16 protein-coding genes are annotated in these 16,325 nt (G+C 61.3%); 7 read left to right on the forward strand and 9 right to left on the reverse strand.

What is annotated here, in order from left to right; genetic code table 11:
• Positions 1–7 precede the first annotated feature (7 nt).
• The 3 genes from D7S89_RS06805 to D7S89_RS06815 form a co-directional block, all read right to left on the reverse strand.
• The gene (locus tag D7S89_RS06805) at positions 8–721 is read right to left on the reverse strand and encodes an ABC transporter permease (protein ID WP_121276861.1); all 714 of its coding nucleotides are present in this window, start codon (positions 719–721) and stop codon (positions 8–10) included.
• Complete coding sequence (locus tag D7S89_RS06810) at positions 718–1,407, reverse strand: ABC transporter permease (RefSeq protein WP_121276863.1); 690 nt, start codon at positions 1,405–1,407, stop codon at positions 718–720. The genes D7S89_RS06805 and D7S89_RS06810 overlap by 4 nt, the downstream gene beginning before the upstream one ends.
• Positions 1,408–1,542: 135 nt before the next feature.
• Positions 1,543–2,316 carry an ABC transporter substrate-binding protein gene (locus D7S89_RS06815; protein ID WP_121276865.1) on the reverse strand — a complete coding sequence of 258 codons (774 nt, stop codon included), beginning with the start codon at positions 2,314–2,316 and terminating at the stop codon, positions 1,543–1,545.
• Between the two features lie 577 nt (positions 2,317–2,893).
• On the opposite strand from D7S89_RS06815, the gene D7S89_RS27725 reads away from it, so the two are divergent.
• From D7S89_RS27725 to D7S89_RS06825, 3 genes are all read left to right on the forward strand, one after another.
• Positions 2,894–3,031: an HHHH-motif protein gene (locus D7S89_RS27725; RefSeq protein WP_245982733.1), complete on the forward strand. Its 138-nt coding sequence runs from the start codon at positions 2,894–2,896 to the stop codon at positions 3,029–3,031.
• Positions 3,032–3,302: 271 nt separating this feature from the next.
• A complete protein-coding gene (serC, locus tag D7S89_RS06820; protein ID WP_121276867.1) occupies positions 3,303–4,403 on the forward strand; it encodes a 3-phosphoserine/phosphohydroxythreonine transaminase in 1,101 nt (366 codons plus the stop codon).
• A gap of 30 nt (positions 4,404–4,433) precedes the next feature.
• A complete protein-coding gene (locus tag D7S89_RS06825; RefSeq protein WP_121276869.1) occupies positions 4,434–5,870 on the forward strand; it encodes a tetratricopeptide repeat protein in 1,437 nt (478 codons plus the stop codon).
• 114 nt (positions 5,871–5,984) lie between these two features.
• Here the strand turns inward: D7S89_RS06825 and D7S89_RS06830 are convergent, their stop codons facing one another.
• Complete coding sequence (locus tag D7S89_RS06830) at positions 5,985–6,953, reverse strand: hypothetical protein (protein WP_425470748.1); 969 nt, start codon at positions 6,951–6,953, stop codon at positions 5,985–5,987.
• A 470-nt stretch (positions 6,954–7,423) separates the two neighbouring features.
• On the opposite strand from D7S89_RS06830, the gene D7S89_RS06840 reads away from it, so the two are divergent.
• Entirely contained in the window at positions 7,424–7,765 is a 342-nt protein-coding gene (locus D7S89_RS06840; RefSeq protein WP_121276873.1) for a DUF4148 domain-containing protein, read from the forward strand.
• A 67-nt stretch (positions 7,766–7,832) separates the two neighbouring features.
• Positions 7,833–8,165, forward strand: coding sequence for a DUF4148 domain-containing protein (locus D7S89_RS06845; RefSeq protein ID WP_121277334.1), 333 nt, complete (start codon positions 7,833–7,835; stop codon positions 8,163–8,165).
• A gap of 180 nt (positions 8,166–8,345) precedes the next feature.
• On the opposite strand, the gene D7S89_RS06850 is transcribed toward D7S89_RS06845, so the two are convergent.
• Complete coding sequence (locus D7S89_RS06850) at positions 8,346–10,031, reverse strand: purple acid phosphatase family protein (protein ID WP_121276875.1); 1,686 nt, start codon at positions 10,029–10,031, stop codon at positions 8,346–8,348.
• Between the two features lie 410 nt (positions 10,032–10,441).
• On the reverse strand, positions 10,442–10,978 hold the full coding sequence (locus tag D7S89_RS06855; RefSeq protein ID WP_121276877.1) for a hypothetical protein: 537 nt from the start codon (positions 10,976–10,978) through the stop codon (positions 10,442–10,444).
• Between the two features lie 355 nt (positions 10,979–11,333).
• Here D7S89_RS06855 and D7S89_RS06860 point away from each other — a divergent pair, with 355 nt between their 5' ends.
• Together D7S89_RS06860 and D7S89_RS06865 are read left to right on the forward strand one after the other, a co-directional pair.
• The gene (locus tag D7S89_RS06860) at positions 11,334–11,582 is read left to right on the forward strand and encodes a type II toxin-antitoxin system CcdA family antitoxin (RefSeq protein ID WP_121276879.1); all 249 of its coding nucleotides are present in this window, start codon (positions 11,334–11,336) and stop codon (positions 11,580–11,582) included.
• Positions 11,582–11,896, forward strand: a complete 315-nt coding sequence (locus tag D7S89_RS06865; RefSeq protein ID WP_121276881.1) for a CcdB family protein — start codon at positions 11,582–11,584, stop codon at positions 11,894–11,896. Before D7S89_RS06860 ends, D7S89_RS06865 begins: the two co-directional genes overlap by 1 nt.
• Positions 11,897–12,091: 195 nt before the next feature.
• On the opposite strand, the gene acs is transcribed toward D7S89_RS06865, so the two are convergent.
• The 3 genes from acs to D7S89_RS06880 all read right to left on the reverse strand — a co-directional run bounded on the left by acs (position 12,092) and on the right by D7S89_RS06880 (position 16,230).
• Entirely contained in the window at positions 12,092–14,032 is a 1,941-nt protein-coding gene (gene acs / locus D7S89_RS06870) for an acetate--CoA ligase (RefSeq protein WP_121276883.1), read from the reverse strand.
• An 80-nt stretch (positions 14,033–14,112) separates the two neighbouring features.
• Entirely contained in the window at positions 14,113–14,691 is a 579-nt protein-coding gene (locus D7S89_RS06875) for an acetate uptake transporter (RefSeq protein ID WP_121276885.1), read from the reverse strand.
• Positions 14,692–14,967: 276 nt separating this feature from the next.
• A complete protein-coding gene (locus tag D7S89_RS06880) occupies positions 14,968–16,230 on the reverse strand; it encodes a lactonase family protein (RefSeq protein WP_183085112.1) in 1,263 nt (420 codons plus the stop codon).
• Positions 16,231–16,325: the final 95 nt, after the last annotated feature.

A 16,325-nucleotide genomic window follows, 5' to 3' on the forward strand; every position in this document is an offset into this window, starting at 1 on the left:
AGCCGGTTCAATGCCCTTGCGGCTTGAGAAAAGCGAGTAAGCGGGTTTCCATGCGTCGGAATCCCCATATCAGGACAAAAACTATCGCTGCGTACAGTCCTGCGGCGATACCGTAGGCCTGGAACGTCGCATAGGTAGCGGAATTGACATCACGCGCCACCTTCAAGATGTCAGGCACAGTGGCGGTAAATGCGAGTGTCGTCGCGTGCAGCATCAGGATCACTTCGTTGCTGTAGGACGGCAGCGCGCGCCGCAACGCAGACGGCAGAATGACTCGTGTATAGAGCGTGTATTTCGACATGCCGTAAGCCTGTGCAGCCTCGATCTCACCGTATGCGGTCTCCCTGATCGAGCCAGCAAAAATCTCAGTCGCATACGCGCACTCGTTCAGTGTAAAAGCCAGCAAAGTGCAATTCATCGCATTGCGAAAGAACTGATCGAGCAGTGCGTGCGTATGAACAAAGTGCAGGCTATAGAGTCCTGTGTAGCAGAGGAGCAACTGCACATAGAGTGGCGTGCCGCGAAAGACGTACGTATAAAACCAGACTGGTCCCGAGATGTAGCGGTTGCGCGAAGCACGCGCGATCGCCAATGGCACAGCGAGGCAAAAACCCGCCACGATTGACGCGACCAGCAGCCAGAGGGTCACGACCAGACCGGTGTAGTTGAAACCGTCCGAGTACAGATAGTTGGGCCAGTATTGGTGAATGAGATCGATCACAGCGTAGCCCTCCGCACACCCGTCGCATAGCGTTTCTCCAACCGGTGTAACGCCAGATGGGAAACGGTAGTGATCGCCAGATAAATTGCGCCGGCAAACAACGTGAAAAAGAAGAACTGGAGGGTGCTCCTCCCGGCGTCCTGCGATGCCTTGACCACGTCGGCCAGTCCGATGATCGAGACCAGTGCGGTCGCCTTCACCATCACCTGCCAGTTGTTGCCGATGCCAGGCAACGCAAAGCGCATCATCTGCGGGAACAGGATGCGGACGAATACCCGCCGCGAACTCAAGCCATAGGCGAAGCCGGCCTCCAGTTGTCCGCGCGGAACGGCGAGAAAGGCACCACGGAATGTTTCCGTAAAGTACGCGCCGTAAATGAAACCCAGCGTGATGACGCCCGCGACGAACGGGTCGATATCAATCTGATCGGCGCTTACCGCGTCGGTCAGATCATTGAGCAGGATCTGCAAGCCATAAAACAGAAGCAGCATGAGAACCAGATCCGGTACGGCTCGAATCAGCGTTGTATAAATCGTGCCGATTCGCGAAAGCACGCGGTTCGGCGACAGTTTGGCCGCTGCACCAGCAAGACCCAATATGAAGGCCACAATCAGCGACAACACCGCAAGCTTGACGGTTTCCCATGTACCCGAGAGAAGCAACGGGCCAAAGCCGTGAAATAGCATGGAACTCTATCCTTGGTGACATGGCGCTATCCACGCGATGTCCCAGCGTTGGGCCGGCACGGCACAACGAGTGCCGGGCACCACACAAGATGGGATAGCCGCGGATAGCGCCAGTGATGCGGGAATCCGACGCGTTTAACGACCGTAGACGTCGAAGTCGAAATACTTCTTCTCGATCTTCTGGTAGGTGCCGTCTTTGATCATCTCGGCGATGGCCCTGTCGATGTTCGCCTTCAGATCGGTGTCTTCCTTGCGCAGGCCGATGCCGGCGCCGTTGCCGAGCGTCTTCGGATCATTGATCTCGTTTCCGGCAAACTGGAAGCCGGCGCCGCGCGGTGTCTTCAGAAAGCCGACATCCGCTTCCACGGCGTCTTGCAGCGAAGCATCCAGGCGCCCCGAGATCAGGTCGGTGTAGACCTGGTCCTGGTTCTGGTACGGCACGATCTTCACTCCCTTAGGCTCCCAATACGCCTTTGCGTAGGTCTCCTGAATGGTTCCCTGTTCGACCCCGACCGCCTTTCCTTTAAGGGACTCCGCTGTCGGCAGGATGGTCGAGCCCTGCTTCGCGACGAGGCGCGTCGGGGTCTTGAACAGCCTCGAAGAGAAAGCGATCTGTTCTTCGCGCTGCGGCGTCATTGACATGGATGACAGCACGCCATCGAATTTCTTCGCCTTCAAAGCCGGGATCATGCCGTCGAAGTCGTTTTCGACCCACACGCACTTTGCATTCAGACGCTTGCAGATCTCATTGCCGAGGTCGATGTCGAAGCCGACCACCTGACCGCTCGTGTTCTTTGACTCGAACGGCGGATAACTGGCATCGACGCCGAAGCGAATCGTGGACCAGTCTTTCGCGGAAACGCTGGCTGCGACAGCAACGAGCGCAATACACAAAGCGAACTTTTTCATGAATACTCCATACGTTCATTTCGTAGTACGAAATTCCAGCCGCACAGGGTGCCGGTCGAAGCTGCCAATCTGGAACATCGGGGCCTGTCAGGACGGGGTGGACATGCAAGAAATGTCTGACCACACCCAACCTGTATATACAAGATAGTCCGGCTGTCTTTTTCGGAACAATCGGGGTTTGCGCGTAGGCACAGCCTGACTGAAGGGGCATTGATGGCGATCCACGAATGCTGTGATCTTGCGTGCCGTCGAAATCGCCAATTTGTATAGACAGGAATGCTTTTTGTAATTTTCTAAACTGCGTTCTGCAAGGGCCGGTCAAGGTCTTAGCCACAGGACCAGCGCATAAGCGCCTCTGTAAGCCGCTTGTTGCGTCCCGGGCCGCCTGAGCGGCAACGCCCGTTCATCGCCCGAACATGCTCGATCCGGCATCGTGCGCGTCCCGCCATACCGGGTCGATAAATCAACGGTTACATGGTTTACAGCCGGCCAACCCTCCTGCGTGTGCATAATTCGGCCTTCCGCTCGCTAGACGTCACGGCGGCCGGAGGTCGGCTGCCGACAATTGGAGAACATCATGACCCGTGTTGCAAAAATCCTGACCGTAACCGCCGTCGCACTTGCCGTCCTTGCGCCCGCAATGGCTGAAGCTCGTCCTCATAAGGCGTGCCATGTGGACCATCACCATCACCGCGTGTGCCATTGGGTAAGGTAAGCAAGTGATACGCGGGCAGGACACGTCGGCGGGTGACGACCGGCGTGCTCAGCCCGGGGCGCAGGCCCACCCTGGGTCGGTCCGTACCTCTATATGCGCCACATACAGGCCGCAGCATTTCCCAGATGCAAATCGAGCCGCCGCGCTTGAAATGTCCGGTAACCAGACGATGGGCTTCGCTCGGGAAAAAGCGCCTCTTTCCCGTCTATTCTGACGGCACTGATGCGCGACGCGTACGCCGGACTCGCCGCCATCGACCAACGGAATCACGATGGGCAACACACTGAATTTCTCGGGCGGCCCGGGCGCGTTACCCGTCGCCGTGCTGAACCAGGCGCGTGACGCCATCGTCTCGCTGCCCGAAACGGGCATATCGGTACTCGGCATGAGCCACCGATCGGACTGGTTTCTGTCGATCCTCGACGAAGCCGAACACAACATCCGCAAGCTGCTCGACCTTCCCGACCGCTATGCGCTGGCCTTCCTGCAAGGCGGCAGCAGCCTGCTGTTCGCCACGATCCCGATGAACTTCGCAACGCGCTCGTTCGCGCCGCCCGAATATGTGAGTTCGGGCTACTGGAGCAGCCGCGCGTCGGCCGAAGCCGGCCGCGTGGGCCCGTGCCGGGTCGCCTGGAGCGGGCAGCGCACGGGATTTTGCGATCTGCCCGAGCTCGACGCGCTCGATGTCGCCGCTAACGCCGCGTACCTGCACTACGTGTCCAACGAAACCGTCGAAGGCCTGCAGTTCGCCGAGCCTGCGCGCGAGGTACGGGCCGATGTGCCGCCGTTGATCGCGGACATGTCCTCGGATTTCCTGTCGAAGCCCGTCGCCGTCGAGCGCTTCGGGATGATCTACGCACACGCGCAAAAGAACCTCGGCCCCGCCGGCGTCACCGTCGTGCTGATCGATCGTGCATTGCTCGAGCGCATTCCTGAAGGACTGCCGAGCATCCTCGACTTCCGTACGCAGGTTACGCATCGTTCGAACTACAACACGCCGCCGGTGTTCGCAATCTATGTGCTCACGCTGGTCACGCGTTGGCTGCTCCACGACATCGGCGGGCTCGACGCGATGCAGCGCGTGAACGAAGCGAAGGCACGGCGCCTGTACGACACACTCGACAAGCTCGACGACGTCGTCACCGTGCATGCCGCGCGCCCCTGGCGCTCGCGCATGAATGCCGCCTTCACGTTCGGCGACGAGCGGCTCGACGCGGCCTTCATCGAAGCCGCCCGCGAGCGGGGCATCGTCGGCGTCGAGGGACACCGCTCGCTTGGCGGCCTGCGCGCTTCCCTTTACAACGCCGTCACGCTGGACGCAGTCGATACGCTCGCCGAAGCGTTGACCGAGTTCGGTCTGCAACGGGCCTGAAAGCGCGCGGCGCGGCCCTCAGGATACGAGATGACGCCCCCTGCTTCCGAACCGCCCCACCGCTCGGACGCGCCCGACGCTCCGCGAGCGGCGATCGAGCGTCTGAAGCGTGCGCTCGACGGCCGGCCGCTCGACGTCGCCCTGCACGCGCAGATCCGCGACGCGATGCGCGCCGCCGGCGACGAGGATGGCTTCGCCGCGCACGAGCTCGCGCTTGCGGCCTTCGCCGCGTTCAGCGACGCCGGGCCCGAAGGGGTTGCGCTCGCGCTCTACAATCTCGCAACGGTCTACTTCATGAAGGGACGGTGGGACGAAGCTGCCTGCTGGTACCGGCACGCGCTTGCCGTCCACCCCGGCCTCGCGATCGCCCATCAGAATCTGGCGGCCGTCCTGGACGCCCAAGGCAGTAAGGCCGAGGCCGCGCGTCACCGCGAATGCGCATACCGACTGCAGCGCGTGTTCGTCGAGCCGGCCCTCGGCGTCGAGCGACGCCGTCTGCTGATCCTCGCCGTGGGGAACGGCAGCGGCAACATTCCGATCGACACGATGCTGTCGTTCCAGACGACCTCCCGCATCAAGTACGCGATCGACTACGCGGACGAAGCGGAGGACGCCAGCCTGCCGCCCTACGATCTCGTGTTCAACGCGATCGGCGACCCGGATTTCGCTGCGCCGCTCGCGGCCCGCATCGCGCGCTTTGCGCATCGTTGCGGCCGCCCCGTGCTCAATCCGCCCGAGGCGATCGAACGTACGTTCCGGCATCGCACGGCCGCGCTGCTCGAACCGGTACGCGACGCGATCGTGCCGCGCTGCCTGCGCCTCGACGCATGCCCGCCCACAGCCGACGCGTTGGCGCAACGGCTCGCCCAAGCCGGCATCACACTCCCCTTGCTGCTGCGGCCGCTCGGCACACACGGCGGCGAGGGGCTGACGCTACAGACGTCGCTCGACACGCTCTGGTCCGCACTCTCGAAGCTCGACCACCCCTGCTATCTGACGGCTTACCACGACGTTCGCAGTGCCGACGGCTATTTCCGCAAGTACCGGATGATCTACGTCGACCGCGAGCCCTTCGCTTATCACCTCGCGATCTCGCCGAACTGGATGGTGCATTACTTCTCCGCGGAAATGGTCGAAGCGCCGTGGAAGCTCGAGGAGGAGCGGCGCTTTCTTGCCGATCCGCACGCCGCGCTCGGTGCAGCCGCGATGCATGCGATCGTGGAGATCGGCCGCCAGCTCGATCTCGACTATTGCGGCATCGACTTCACGCTTTTGCCGGATGGACGGATCCTCGTGTTCGAGGCCAACGCGGCGATGCTCGCGCATCGGGAATCCGCGAGCGGCCCGCTCGCCCACAAGAATCCATTCGTCGACCGCATTGCCGATGCGATCGAGCGAATGCAGGTGTGCGCCACACGCACGCCCGGATCGTCCTCAACGACGGAACCGACATCCTCGTCGATCTGACTATTTGGTTGCAGCGATTGTCGTGATGTTGTTAGTCGGCCTGAGAATAGTTGCTCGACGCACCAAGCCGTGACATTTCTTCCTCGGCATCGAGGCTGTGGATCAGCGTGTGTGTCATCGATCAGCTCGCCTCAATTCGCTGGACGCTTCGCGCGAACCAGGCTTGAAGATCCGGTTTCGCAACTGACCTGCTGTGAAAGCAGCCGCAATCAGCAACAGATAGCCGGTGAGAAGCAAGTGGCGCCAATGGTCCAGCGCCGCACGGTGTTCGATCAGCGCCGGCGCAAGCCCGGTATGGCCGGACGCGATCGCGCGCGCCATCTGAACAAAACCCGCCGCTGATAGCACCGGCAAGAGAATGAGCATGGCGAGCAGCGCTAACTTTGCGCGACGCAGGAGCGCATAGCGGCGCAAATGCCGCCACAGTCCAAGACAGCCGTGCACCCATCCCGGTGCGAGCAGTGCGAGCTGCAGGCCCTGCGTGCCACTCACGAGCAGAGACGCGATAACCCGTTCGTAGTTCGGTTCGAAGCCGTAGAACGAAGCCGCGACGCGCGTTCCTACTGCGTGGCGAATCAACAGCAAAGGCAGGCTCAGGCCCGCCCAGAGGCGCAGCCATTCGGTCGGCGGCAGCGCCCAATGTCGTCGGCTATAAATGGTGCGCAGCGCCAGGGCAAAATGCAGGCCAGCCGCACCGTATAGCAGGACCGTGCCAGGCAGGCTATGCCAGAGCCCGACCCACAGTGTCAGTCCGCGCTGCGCAATATCCAATGACCCAATGCCGAGCGCGTGATTGACCAAGTGAATGGAAACGTATATCCACAGCACCACGCCGGAATAGAGCTGCAGCCTTTGCAAGGCCTGTCGCCTCTCGGCCACCCTCTGCGCCGGTGATCCGGCACCGTGGCTGTTCATCAGCCCCTCGGCGCCTCGCGTGAGCGTGCGCCTGTGCAATAGCCAAAGCATGCCGGCGCCTGCCCCAGCCAAGGACGACCGAGGTTCCTTACCCGCCTTGCGACGGTCGGCGACGTCCCGCAACGACTGGCTCGGCAGGTCCGGGGCTAATTCCTCCTCGTCGTCCATATCCTCTCCTCCGCGCTTCCCGTGTCTAACCGAGATACCGGAGAGCGGGCCGGTTTATTCCAACGATGTGCTATGTGTGCAATTTTGTTCAGGTCCGTAGAGATCGCGGGAATTAGCGGCGCCCGTTCCCGGTATAGCTTGGTGTGAGCAGGCCGATGACGACTACGGCATCCCAGTCCACTCACGTCGAAGCGAGCGGAGACAAGGAGACTGCCATGACCAACGTTCTCTCCCATTGGATTCTGGTCGGTAGCAACGCGTACGACGAATATGTGTTTGTGCCGTGGCTCAATAGATACGTATACCAACGAACGGTGGATTTGCAACGCGTCTGCCTTCTTTAGGCGACACCACTACGATGCGTGGGGCCGAACGGAAGTTGATCCGGTCGTCCTCACGATCTCGCTCTACATTGTCTAGCTCTACATCGCAGCACCAGTTCATCCTTACCATTTAATTAGGAGTACAAAATGTTCAAGCGAACCGTGATTATCTCCCTGATGCTTTGTGCCGGAGCGGGCATTGCGACCCGCGCGCCGGCCCAGGAGAAGACCCGAGCGCAAGTGCGTCAGGAATTGATCGAAGCCGAACATGACGGTCTGAATTTAGTCACCGACACATCGTATCCCGCAGTCGCTCCGATCTTCGAACAGCAAGCCGCCAGGCTCAAGCAGCAGAAAGGCGATAGCGGTATGGGTGCCCCAATGACAGGCGCGAGCGATGCCGGTCGCATCGAGCACGAGACGCCTCCGTCAGATCCGCCGGCCTGCGTCGGACCCGCTAGCTTCTGCGACCTCTACTTCGGCTCCTGAGCCGGATGTCTCCGTGCGTCACCAGCTTCCCGGCAAACCGGGGCCTTTATTGGAAGGAATCTTGATCATGAAACAGCTCGCCCTGCTGACACTGACGCTCACTGCGCTCGTCAGTTCCACGTTGACTTTTGCACACGCTGAGTCCGCCCCGCTCACCCGATCACAGGTACGTGCCGATCTCATAAGGCTCGAGCAAGCCGGGTACAGACCGACGGCCAACGATTTGAATTACCCCGCCGATATTCAAGCTGCCCAGGAGAAAGTAGCCGCCCAAAACGCTGCCCAAATCGGCCAGCAACGGGCTGTCGAGTCCATGGGCGGAACGCAAGAGCGCGGCTCATCCGATGCGGGGAAGCCGAGCGCGCAGACGCCTGCGCGCTCGATCTATTTCGGACAATGACTTCATCAGGCCGTCGATGCGGCGCGGAGGGCGTGATCAGGCCCGCGGTATCTGCGCCGCCTTCGACAGGACACGGACAGGCACCCGCTCATCGCGACCTCTGAGGCGTGGGGCAAGCTGCAGCAGACCGGCGGCTGAAACGCCCGCCCCACCGCGGCGAAGAGACAGGTGCGCCGCTTTTCAACGGCGCCGCTTCGTCAGCGTAACCGTCTCGAAGAGCTCGTAGTTGCTGGTCGGTGTCTGGTCCGCACCAGGCGCGTGATAGTAGTTCATCGTGATCGTCGTCTTGCCGCCATGCTCGCCCGGATCGACGTCGAACACCGCAATGCCATAACCCGTCCCGGTATCACGCTGCGCCGACCACACCGCATCTTCCACCGCATCGGCCGATGCGCGCACGAAGGTGCCCTCGGTCGTGCCCGGCATCGGCCGGTTCGGCTTCGTAAACACCTTCGCTTGCGGATTGCCGGTGCCCGCATCGACGCCATACACGTCGAGCGGCGCGCTCGTCCCACCGCCGCCGAGAATCAGGTGAATCGTGCCGTAGCTCGTGTCGAACGTATTGGCGCCTCGCTGCGCATGTCGGGCCGGCCGCGGCGTCAGCGTATCGACGCGCTCGCCGGTCTTCAGGTCCGTGCCCATGTAACGGTGACAGCCGCACACCGGATAGCTGCGCTCGTAGTCATGATCGTGCCCACAGAGCACGAGATCGACGCCGTAGCGCTCGAAGAGCGGTAGCCATTGCTCGCGCAGCCCCTTGTCCGAACCGTTGCCCTTCGACGAGCTCAGCGCGTCCTGGTGCATCTGCACGACGATCCAGTCGATGTCGCGGTCGTCGGCTGCACGGCGTAACGTCTTCTCGAGCCAGTGCGTCTGTTCGCCGTTGCTGTAGCCGCGCACGTACAGCGACGTGCCCGGTTGGATCGGCGCATTGCCAGTGCTGGGCGCCGGCACGAGCGGCGCCGGACCCGCGACGAATGCAGCTCCGTCCTGATATACGACATCGTCCGCATCGAGCGAGATGAACAGCACCGAACTCACCTGGAACGCGTACCAGCGTCCAGAGAAACGCGTGCCATTGTGGGGCAACGTGTAGCGCGTCAGGTACGAATCGAGGCCCTGCGGGCCGTTGTGAAACTCGAGCTCATGATTGCCGGGGCACGGCATCCAAGGACGGTTCGCCGCCGATGTCTGATTGTTATTCCCGAAATCGCGCCACACGTCGGTTTGATGCGTCGGATTCAGGTTCGCGTAGCACAAGTCGCCGTTCAGCAGATGGAACAGTGGCTGGAAACGCTCGACGGCGTCCACCGCGAAGCGGCTTTGCGGCGACGACAACACCCAATTGGTGTTGGGCGTCGCGAGGTCACCATAGCTCGTAAAGCGGAATGGCTTGCGGCCGCGCGGCGCGGTCTTGAAGCTCGCGGTAAACGAGCTGCCCAGGGTACTGCTGTTGTCCGCCGTGACTTCATAGCGGTACGTCGTGTCCGGCCTCAGGTGACGCAGGTGCGCGTGGTACGTGAACACCACGACGCCGTTGAGCCCGTCCGTGTACGTGCGCTGCACCGCGTCCACCGTTTCGTGATGGCCATGATCCGCACTCACCGTGACGCGCGGATGCATGGACGCCGCCTGCGACGCCCACGATACGACGACTTCGCTAGTGGGATCTTCGCCCCACGTCAGGTGAATCTGTTCGGGCGTGCCGTCGGCCGCAGCGCTTGTGTCCGCCGCCTTCGCGGCAACGGTCAACGCGCCCGCCGCACTCGCGAATCCCGAAGCGCCCGCGAGCTTCAGGAAACCGCGGCGCGACACACTGGCGTTCGCTTCAGTCAAGGATGCATCAGGGGTTTTCTTCTTCGTCATATCGCCTGGGTCTCTCAAGTGTGCACGGCCATGCGTCGGCCTACGCACATCTCGATAGGACAGCGAGGCGCAAGTGTAGGCGTTAGCGTGGTGGGGGTAGGTCAAACGCCGGCAAGCCCGAAGGCCGTTACCAGAATCGATATCTGGCGCGCTACGGCCATTTTTCGGGCGCACGTTCAGCGGCATGTCTGGAAAACGATTGCCGCATTCCAGGAATGCTATCGGCGGCCAATGACGACTAGATGTCAATCGGCTGCTGTAATTTCGATTGCAGCCTCATGAAATATTTATCGCGAGATAAATGCGCTCGCCGCCTGCTTGACAAATTCCTTATTGATAGATGGCGGCGATCTTATGATGGCATATGACTGTCTTCTATGGCTCACATGCCTGCGCCTTTCATCGAGGCGTCAATCAACCTCTTCGACCTCCAACGGGCATTGTCCAATCAACTGCAAGGTCTTGCCAGTCCACTCGTAAAACAGTTTTTCCGGCTTATTCAGGCAGCTTTCGCTCTCATTGAAGCAACCGGAAACAATGAACAACTTGCTGTCTGCTCTGAAATCGATGCGCTCATCATTGTTGCCCATGATGCCGACGACTTCCGACTCTCCCGGCATGTCGTAGACACTTCCTGTCTCTTTGTCGAGGATCGCGAAGTCGCGGCAATCCGTTCCGCATCCCCAAATCGCCACTCGGTAGTGGCCGGCAAAATTCGCCGGCTCCGAGAATTCCCTACGGATAGCCGTACGGAATTGCTGGGCCTTCTTGCTGGTGAGCAATGGTTGAGCCGCGACTGGATGCGGCGCGTTTCCCGAACCGGCCGGATAGTCGGCAAATGATCGTGGATGGCATGCGGGAGCCGCATGAGCGGCCATCGGCAAAGCACTCCAGTCACACAACATGACCAGACAAAGCCCGGCGATACGCAACGCTTTTCTTAGCATCTTTTCGATCCTCGATAGGATAAGGAAGGTCTTGTAAACGAGCAGAAAATTAATGCTCGAGCGCTCGACAGCCCTTTGTCGCGCAGATCGTCGAGCCCATCGTGCTCAGCCCACTGTCGGGCCGCTACGCATGGGCTTTTCGCAAACGCGGTGCACGAGGCCGAGCGAGACTGCGCGAGGAAGCCGACTCAGGGGAGCATGGCGTACGCGGCAGAGAGGTAGTCGGAAACCTGACGCAAAGGCTAGCAGACACCGGCCAATTCTGAAAGGTGCGGACCCCAATAACTGTGCCCAGTATCGACCCATAATTTTATGTTGGATAGGATGCGCATATTCCTCAACACAAGGGGCAACCATGCGCCGACTTGCTACTGAGTCCAGCACTTCACGTCGTGCCACCAACATCAGCCTGCCCGAGGACGTCTACAAAGACGCGAAGGAGCTCGGGATCAACTTCTCGCAGACTTGCGAGCGGGCACTCCGGCAGGCGGTTCAGGCGGAAAAGGATCGCCAATGGGCCATCAAGTACGCGGACTTTGTCCACGCCTATAACGAGATGGTTGAGCGTGATGGCCTGCCACTCGCTCAGTACCGGACGTTCTGATGGCTCGTTTCGACGTATTCCCTAACCCTGGCCAGCACCAAGGGACACCGTACGTCGTTGAAGTCCAGGGAAATCACTTGTCCGGATTGGCAACGCGGGTGGTCATCCCGCTACGCCGGCTGGACCGAATCGCCCCTGTTCCTATCCCACCTGACCTGATTCCCCTATTCGTGATCGAGGGTGTCGAGTGCATGCTCGATACCCCGATGCTCGCTGCGATTCCGCGGAGCGCACTGATCAAGCCGATAACTTCGCTGATACATCGGCAAGACGAAATCATCTCGGCCCTCGACAGATTGTTTGGCAAATGGTGAGCGACAGGGTATTTGCGTCCATCTGCGTCTCACTACGGACACTGCGATGCGATGGCACATCTGATGGCACTACGGCGATCGGACGAAGCCATCGCTTGCCCTTCCCTATTCACCGCGACACCTGAAGCCGGCCGGCGAGCGATCGGGGTTGGCTCGACCGCGCGCCGTTTTCGTCGTTCGCCGTCCGCTCCAAAATCAAAGCGCCTTGCGCTCATTGACCAAGTCTTCCACCACCCTCGGATCGGCCAAGGTGGAGACATCGCCCAAGTTCTCATAATCGCCGGCGGCGATCTTGCGCAAGATGCGGCGCATGATCTTGCCGGACCGCGTCTTGGGCAGGCTGGGTGCCCACTGGATGACATCCGGGTTCGCAATCGGGCCAATTTCCTTGCGCACGAACTCCGTCAGTTCCTGACGCAGCGCGTCGCTCGGCTTGATGCCGACTTTCAGCGTGACGTAGGCGTAGATGCCTTGGCCCTTGAGCGTGTGCGGATACCCGACCACGGCGGCTTCCGCGACGTTGGGATGCAGCACCAGCGCGCTTTCCACTTCGGCAGTGCCCAAGCGATGCCCCGACACGTTGATGACATCATCGATCCGGCCGGTGATCCAATAGTCGCCGTCCGCGTCGCGATAGCATCCATCGCCCGTGTAGTACTTCCCTTCGAATTGGTCGAAATAGGTTTGCCGCATGCGATCCGGATCGCCATAGACATACCGCATTTGACCCGGCCACGAATCGAGCATGCACAGGCTGCCGGCCCCTGCGCCTTCGATCACATGACCGTCTTCGTCGACGAGCGCCGGACGTATGCCAAAGAACGGACGGGTGGCCGCCCCCGGTTTGAGCGTCATCGCACCCGGCAGCGGTGCGATCATGATGCCGCCTGTTTCGGTCTGCCACCAGGTGTCGACCACCGGGCAGCGCTGTTCACCTACGACCTCGTAGTACCAAAGCCAGGCCGCCGGATTGATCGGCTCGCCCACGGTACCGAGCAGCCGTAGCGATTGGCGCGATGTCTTTTTCACCGGCGCGTCCCCATCGCGCATCAATGCGCGGATGGCGGTCGGTGCGGTATAGATGATCCGCACCTGATGCTTGTCGCACACCTGCCAGTAGCGTGAGCTATCCGGATAGTTCGGCATGCCCTCGAACATCACCGTCGTGGCGCCGTTGGCCAACGGCCCGTAGATGATGTAGCTATGCCCCGTCACCCAGCCGACGTCGGCCGTGCACCAGTAGATGTCGCCGTCGTGATAGTCGAAGACGTATTGGTGCGTCAGCGTGACGTACGTCAGATAGCCGCCGGTAGTGTGCACGACTCCCTTGGGCTTGCCGGTCGAGCCAGAGGTATAGAGGATATAGAGCGGGTCCTCGGCGTTCATTTCCTCCGGCGCACACTCGGTCGAGCTTCGACTCATCAGGTCTTCATACCAATGATCGCGGCCGTCGCGCCAGTCGACCTTGCCGCCGGTGCGTTTGACGACCACGCACCTGTCCACCTTTGGACACTTCTCCATCGCCTTGTCGGCACTCGCTTTAAGCGGGATGGTCCGACCACCTCGCACGCCTTCATCGGCGGTGATGAGGATGCCGGAGTCGCAGTCCTGAATGCGATTGGCGAGCGCTTCGGGCGAGAAACCGCCGAACACCACCGAATGGATCGCGCCGATGCGCGCGCACGCCAGCATGGCGACGGCAATCTCGGGAATCATCGGCATGTAGATCGTGACGCGGTCGCCACGCTTGACGCCCAGGGTTTTGAGGACGTTGGCGAACTTGCAGACCTCGATGTGCAGTTCGCCATAGGTCAAGGTCCGCTCGACGCTCGGATCGTCGCCTTCCCAGATGATGGCTCGTTGGTCGCGTCGCGTGGCCAGATGACGATCGAGGCAGTTGCTGCAGGCGTTCAGCGTCCCATCGTAGAACCAGCGGATGTGCAAGTCCTGGCTCGCAAACGAGACGTCCTTCACGTGGGTGTAAGGCTTGATCCAGTCGAGCCGCTTGCCTTGCTCGCCCCAAAAGCCCTCCGGGTCTTCCACTGAACGGCGATACATCGCCTCGTAGCGGGCCGAGTCGGCCCAGGCTTTCGCGGCCCAGGTGGCCGGCACCGGAAAGACTCGATGCTCAGACATGATTTCCTCCTTCAGATTGGAGCACCGCGGGGCCGACGAGCCGGCGCGCTCAATGCACGTCGGCGGCCGGCACCGCGTGACTAAGCCGCCCGTGGATGGGCTTGCGCGTAGTCATGCATCGGAAGGACGGTATGTCCGAGGCTTTCGTTGATTACCATGGCCGCGGATGCATAGAACGCCAAGATGGCCGTCACCAAACCGGCGTAGCCGCCGATTTGCGTGGCAATGGTCGAGCCTGCCCATGCGCCGACGGCGAGCAGCAGGAACGTGATCCACAGCGACAGGAATACCAGCTGCACCGACGTGCTCGTGTGCAGCGAGGCGATCCACATGTAGAACGTAAATACGCCCCATACGAACAGGTACCAGCCGACGAACGACTCGGGCACCTTGCTGCCCAGGAGCGCGGCGAACAGCGCAAAGGACCACCAGAATGCGCCGTAACTGAGGAACGCGACCGTGCCCAGCGTATTGCCGCGAGGAAATTCCATCACCCCCGCGATCATCTGCGCCGTGCCGCCGAAGGCGAACGCCAGTGCCAGCACGAGCCCCAATGCATCTGCGCTGTACCAGCCCGCGTTCACCATGCTCAGCATCCAGGTCGTGAATGCAAACCCGGCGAGACCAAGCGGTGCCGGGTTGGAGAATTGACTAGTCATAAAACCGCCCCCGTGGTGGTTAGCCGTTGAAACATACCCGGAGACGATACGAAATCATCGGTCGCCGCCGAACACGACCGTGCGAAGCTTGCCTTCGATGCCTGTCGGCTTGTGAGGTAGGTGCGACCCCATTTGGCGGCGCGGCTAAGTGCAAGCCGACGCGGTTCAGTTTAAGTGTAGGCCACGCCCACCCTACCCGCGCGCCCATAACTCATTGAAATTATTATATTTTTACTACCAGACGCGGGCTCAGGCCCGCGCCTGTTCAGCGCATCGTCAAGGCCCAAGCCTGACGACGGCAAGGCCATTCGGCACTTTGCCCAGGGGGAATGGGCTGCCCGCGATCGGCGTCAAGCTCCCGCTCGAAGGATCGATGCTGAATCCCTGGAATGCCGCGGCTCCGTTCGAGCCCAACGTGGTGAGATAGAGAAATTTCCCGGACGGATCGACGACGGCGATTTCGGGGCTGACGTTGACCACTACCGCGCTGCCTATCGGCGTGAGCTGGCCAGTCGTGCTGTTCACGCTGTAAGGCTGCACCGAACTGGCGCCCGCGTTGACGACGTAGGCGAACCGGCCCGAAGGCGTCAGCGCAACATCGTTCGGCATCGACCCCGTCGCCACCTGGCCGGCTGACGAAAGCGCGCCGGTCGAGGAGTCGATCGAAAAGATGGCCACGGCATTAGCGGTCAGGCTCGGCGCATACAGAAATTTGCCGGCCGGATCGATCGAGAGGCTGATAGGGGCGCTCGTGGAAAACGGACTGCCGGCGATCGCGGTCAGCACGCCAGAACCGGAGTTGATGTTGAACGCGGAGATGTTGCCGCTGCTGACGCTCGAAGCGTAGACGAACTTTCCCGTCGGGTGAACGACCACGGAAGTCGGAGAAAATCCTGTCGACACGGCACTGATCGGGCTCGGCGCGAGCGCGCCGGTCGTCGCGTCGAGACCGAAGTCCGACAGGTTGCTGTTATTGACCGACAGGCTGAACAGATAACGTCCGGTCGGGTCGAGGGCGATCGAAGGCTGCACGGGGTCGGTCGTGAACGGGCTGCCCGCAATCGCCGATAGCGTCCCCGTCGACGGATTCATGTTGAAAGCGCGCAGCGTGCTGTCATTCGAACCCGCAACATAGACAGCGCTTCCGGACGGCGAGAACGTGACGCCGCCCAGTCCGGGCCCACCGAGAAACGGACTGCCGGGGACCTGTGCCAGCGCGCCGGTCGTGGGATCGACGCGATAGATGTATAGGGTCCCATCCCCTGCGTTCGACAAGGCCACGAACTCGGCGGGCACACAGTTCACCGCGATGGTCGTCACGCTGGCCGTGGCAACGCCGGCGCCATTTGTCACCGTGCAAGTCTCGCCGGCCGGCTGGTTGCCGACGCTGACCGAATAAGGCGCATCGGTGGCAATGTGCGTCGGGAAGACGAAGGCACCGTTGGCGGCAACCTTCAGCGAGTCGCCGCCGTTGTTTTGCAGCGTGACGGATACGCCGGCAGCCATGCCCGACACGGTGCCCCCGACTGCAAACGCCATGGGTGCGGACGGTACCGCAGGCGAGGATGCGGGCGTCGGCGGAGATGCCGACGCTGGCGAGGATGCCAGCAGAGCCGACGAAGAGAGCGCTGGCG

This window comes from Trinickia fusca, from assembly GCF_003628145.1.
GTDB classification, from domain to species: Bacteria; Pseudomonadota; Gammaproteobacteria; order Burkholderiales; family Burkholderiaceae; genus Trinickia; species Trinickia fusca.

What these genes read in the sequence shown, in the direction of transcription:
- D7S89_RS06830 (WP_425470748.1), bottom strand. Translation starts at nt 6,953, where the DNA reads ATGGACGACGAGGAGGAATTAGCCCCGGACCTGCCGAGCCAGTCGTTG.
- acs (WP_121276883.1), bottom strand. Translation starts at nt 14,032, where the DNA reads ATGTCTGAGCATCGAGTCTTTCCGGTGCCGGCCACCTGGGCCGCGAAA.
- D7S89_RS06840 (WP_121276873.1), top strand. Translation starts at nt 7,424, where the DNA reads ATGTTCAAGCGAACCGTGATTATCTCCCTGATGCTTTGTGCCGGAGCG.
- D7S89_RS06815 (WP_121276865.1), bottom strand. Translation starts at nt 2,316, where the DNA reads ATGAAAAAGTTCGCTTTGTGTATTGCGCTCGTTGCTGTCGCAGCCAGC.
- D7S89_RS27725 (WP_245982733.1), top strand. Translation starts at nt 2,894, where the DNA reads ATGACCCGTGTTGCAAAAATCCTGACCGTAACCGCCGTCGCACTTGCC.
- D7S89_RS06880 (WP_183085112.1), bottom strand. Translation starts at nt 16,230, where the DNA reads ATGGCGTTTGCAGTCGGGGGCACCGTGTCGGGCATGGCTGCCGGCGTA.
- D7S89_RS06875 (WP_121276885.1), bottom strand. Translation starts at nt 14,691, where the DNA reads ATGACTAGTCAATTCTCCAACCCGGCACCGCTTGGTCTCGCCGGGTTT.
- D7S89_RS06825 (WP_121276869.1), top strand. Translation starts at nt 4,434, where the DNA reads ATGACGCCCCCTGCTTCCGAACCGCCCCACCGCTCGGACGCGCCCGAC.
- serC (WP_121276867.1), top strand. Translation starts at nt 3,303, where the DNA reads ATGGGCAACACACTGAATTTCTCGGGCGGCCCGGGCGCGTTACCCGTC.
- D7S89_RS06845 (WP_121277334.1), top strand. Translation starts at nt 7,833, where the DNA reads ATGAAACAGCTCGCCCTGCTGACACTGACGCTCACTGCGCTCGTCAGT.
- D7S89_RS06855 (WP_121276877.1), bottom strand. Translation starts at nt 10,978, where the DNA reads ATGCTAAGAAAAGCGTTGCGTATCGCCGGGCTTTGTCTGGTCATGTTG.
- D7S89_RS06810 (WP_121276863.1), bottom strand. Translation starts at nt 1,407, where the DNA reads ATGCTATTTCACGGCTTTGGCCCGTTGCTTCTCTCGGGTACATGGGAA.
- D7S89_RS06865 (WP_121276881.1), top strand. Translation starts at nt 11,582, where the DNA reads ATGGCTCGTTTCGACGTATTCCCTAACCCTGGCCAGCACCAAGGGACA.
- D7S89_RS06850 (WP_121276875.1), bottom strand. Translation starts at nt 10,031, where the DNA reads ATGACGAAGAAGAAAACCCCTGATGCATCCTTGACTGAAGCGAACGCC.
- D7S89_RS06860 (WP_121276879.1), top strand. Translation starts at nt 11,334, where the DNA reads ATGCGCCGACTTGCTACTGAGTCCAGCACTTCACGTCGTGCCACCAAC.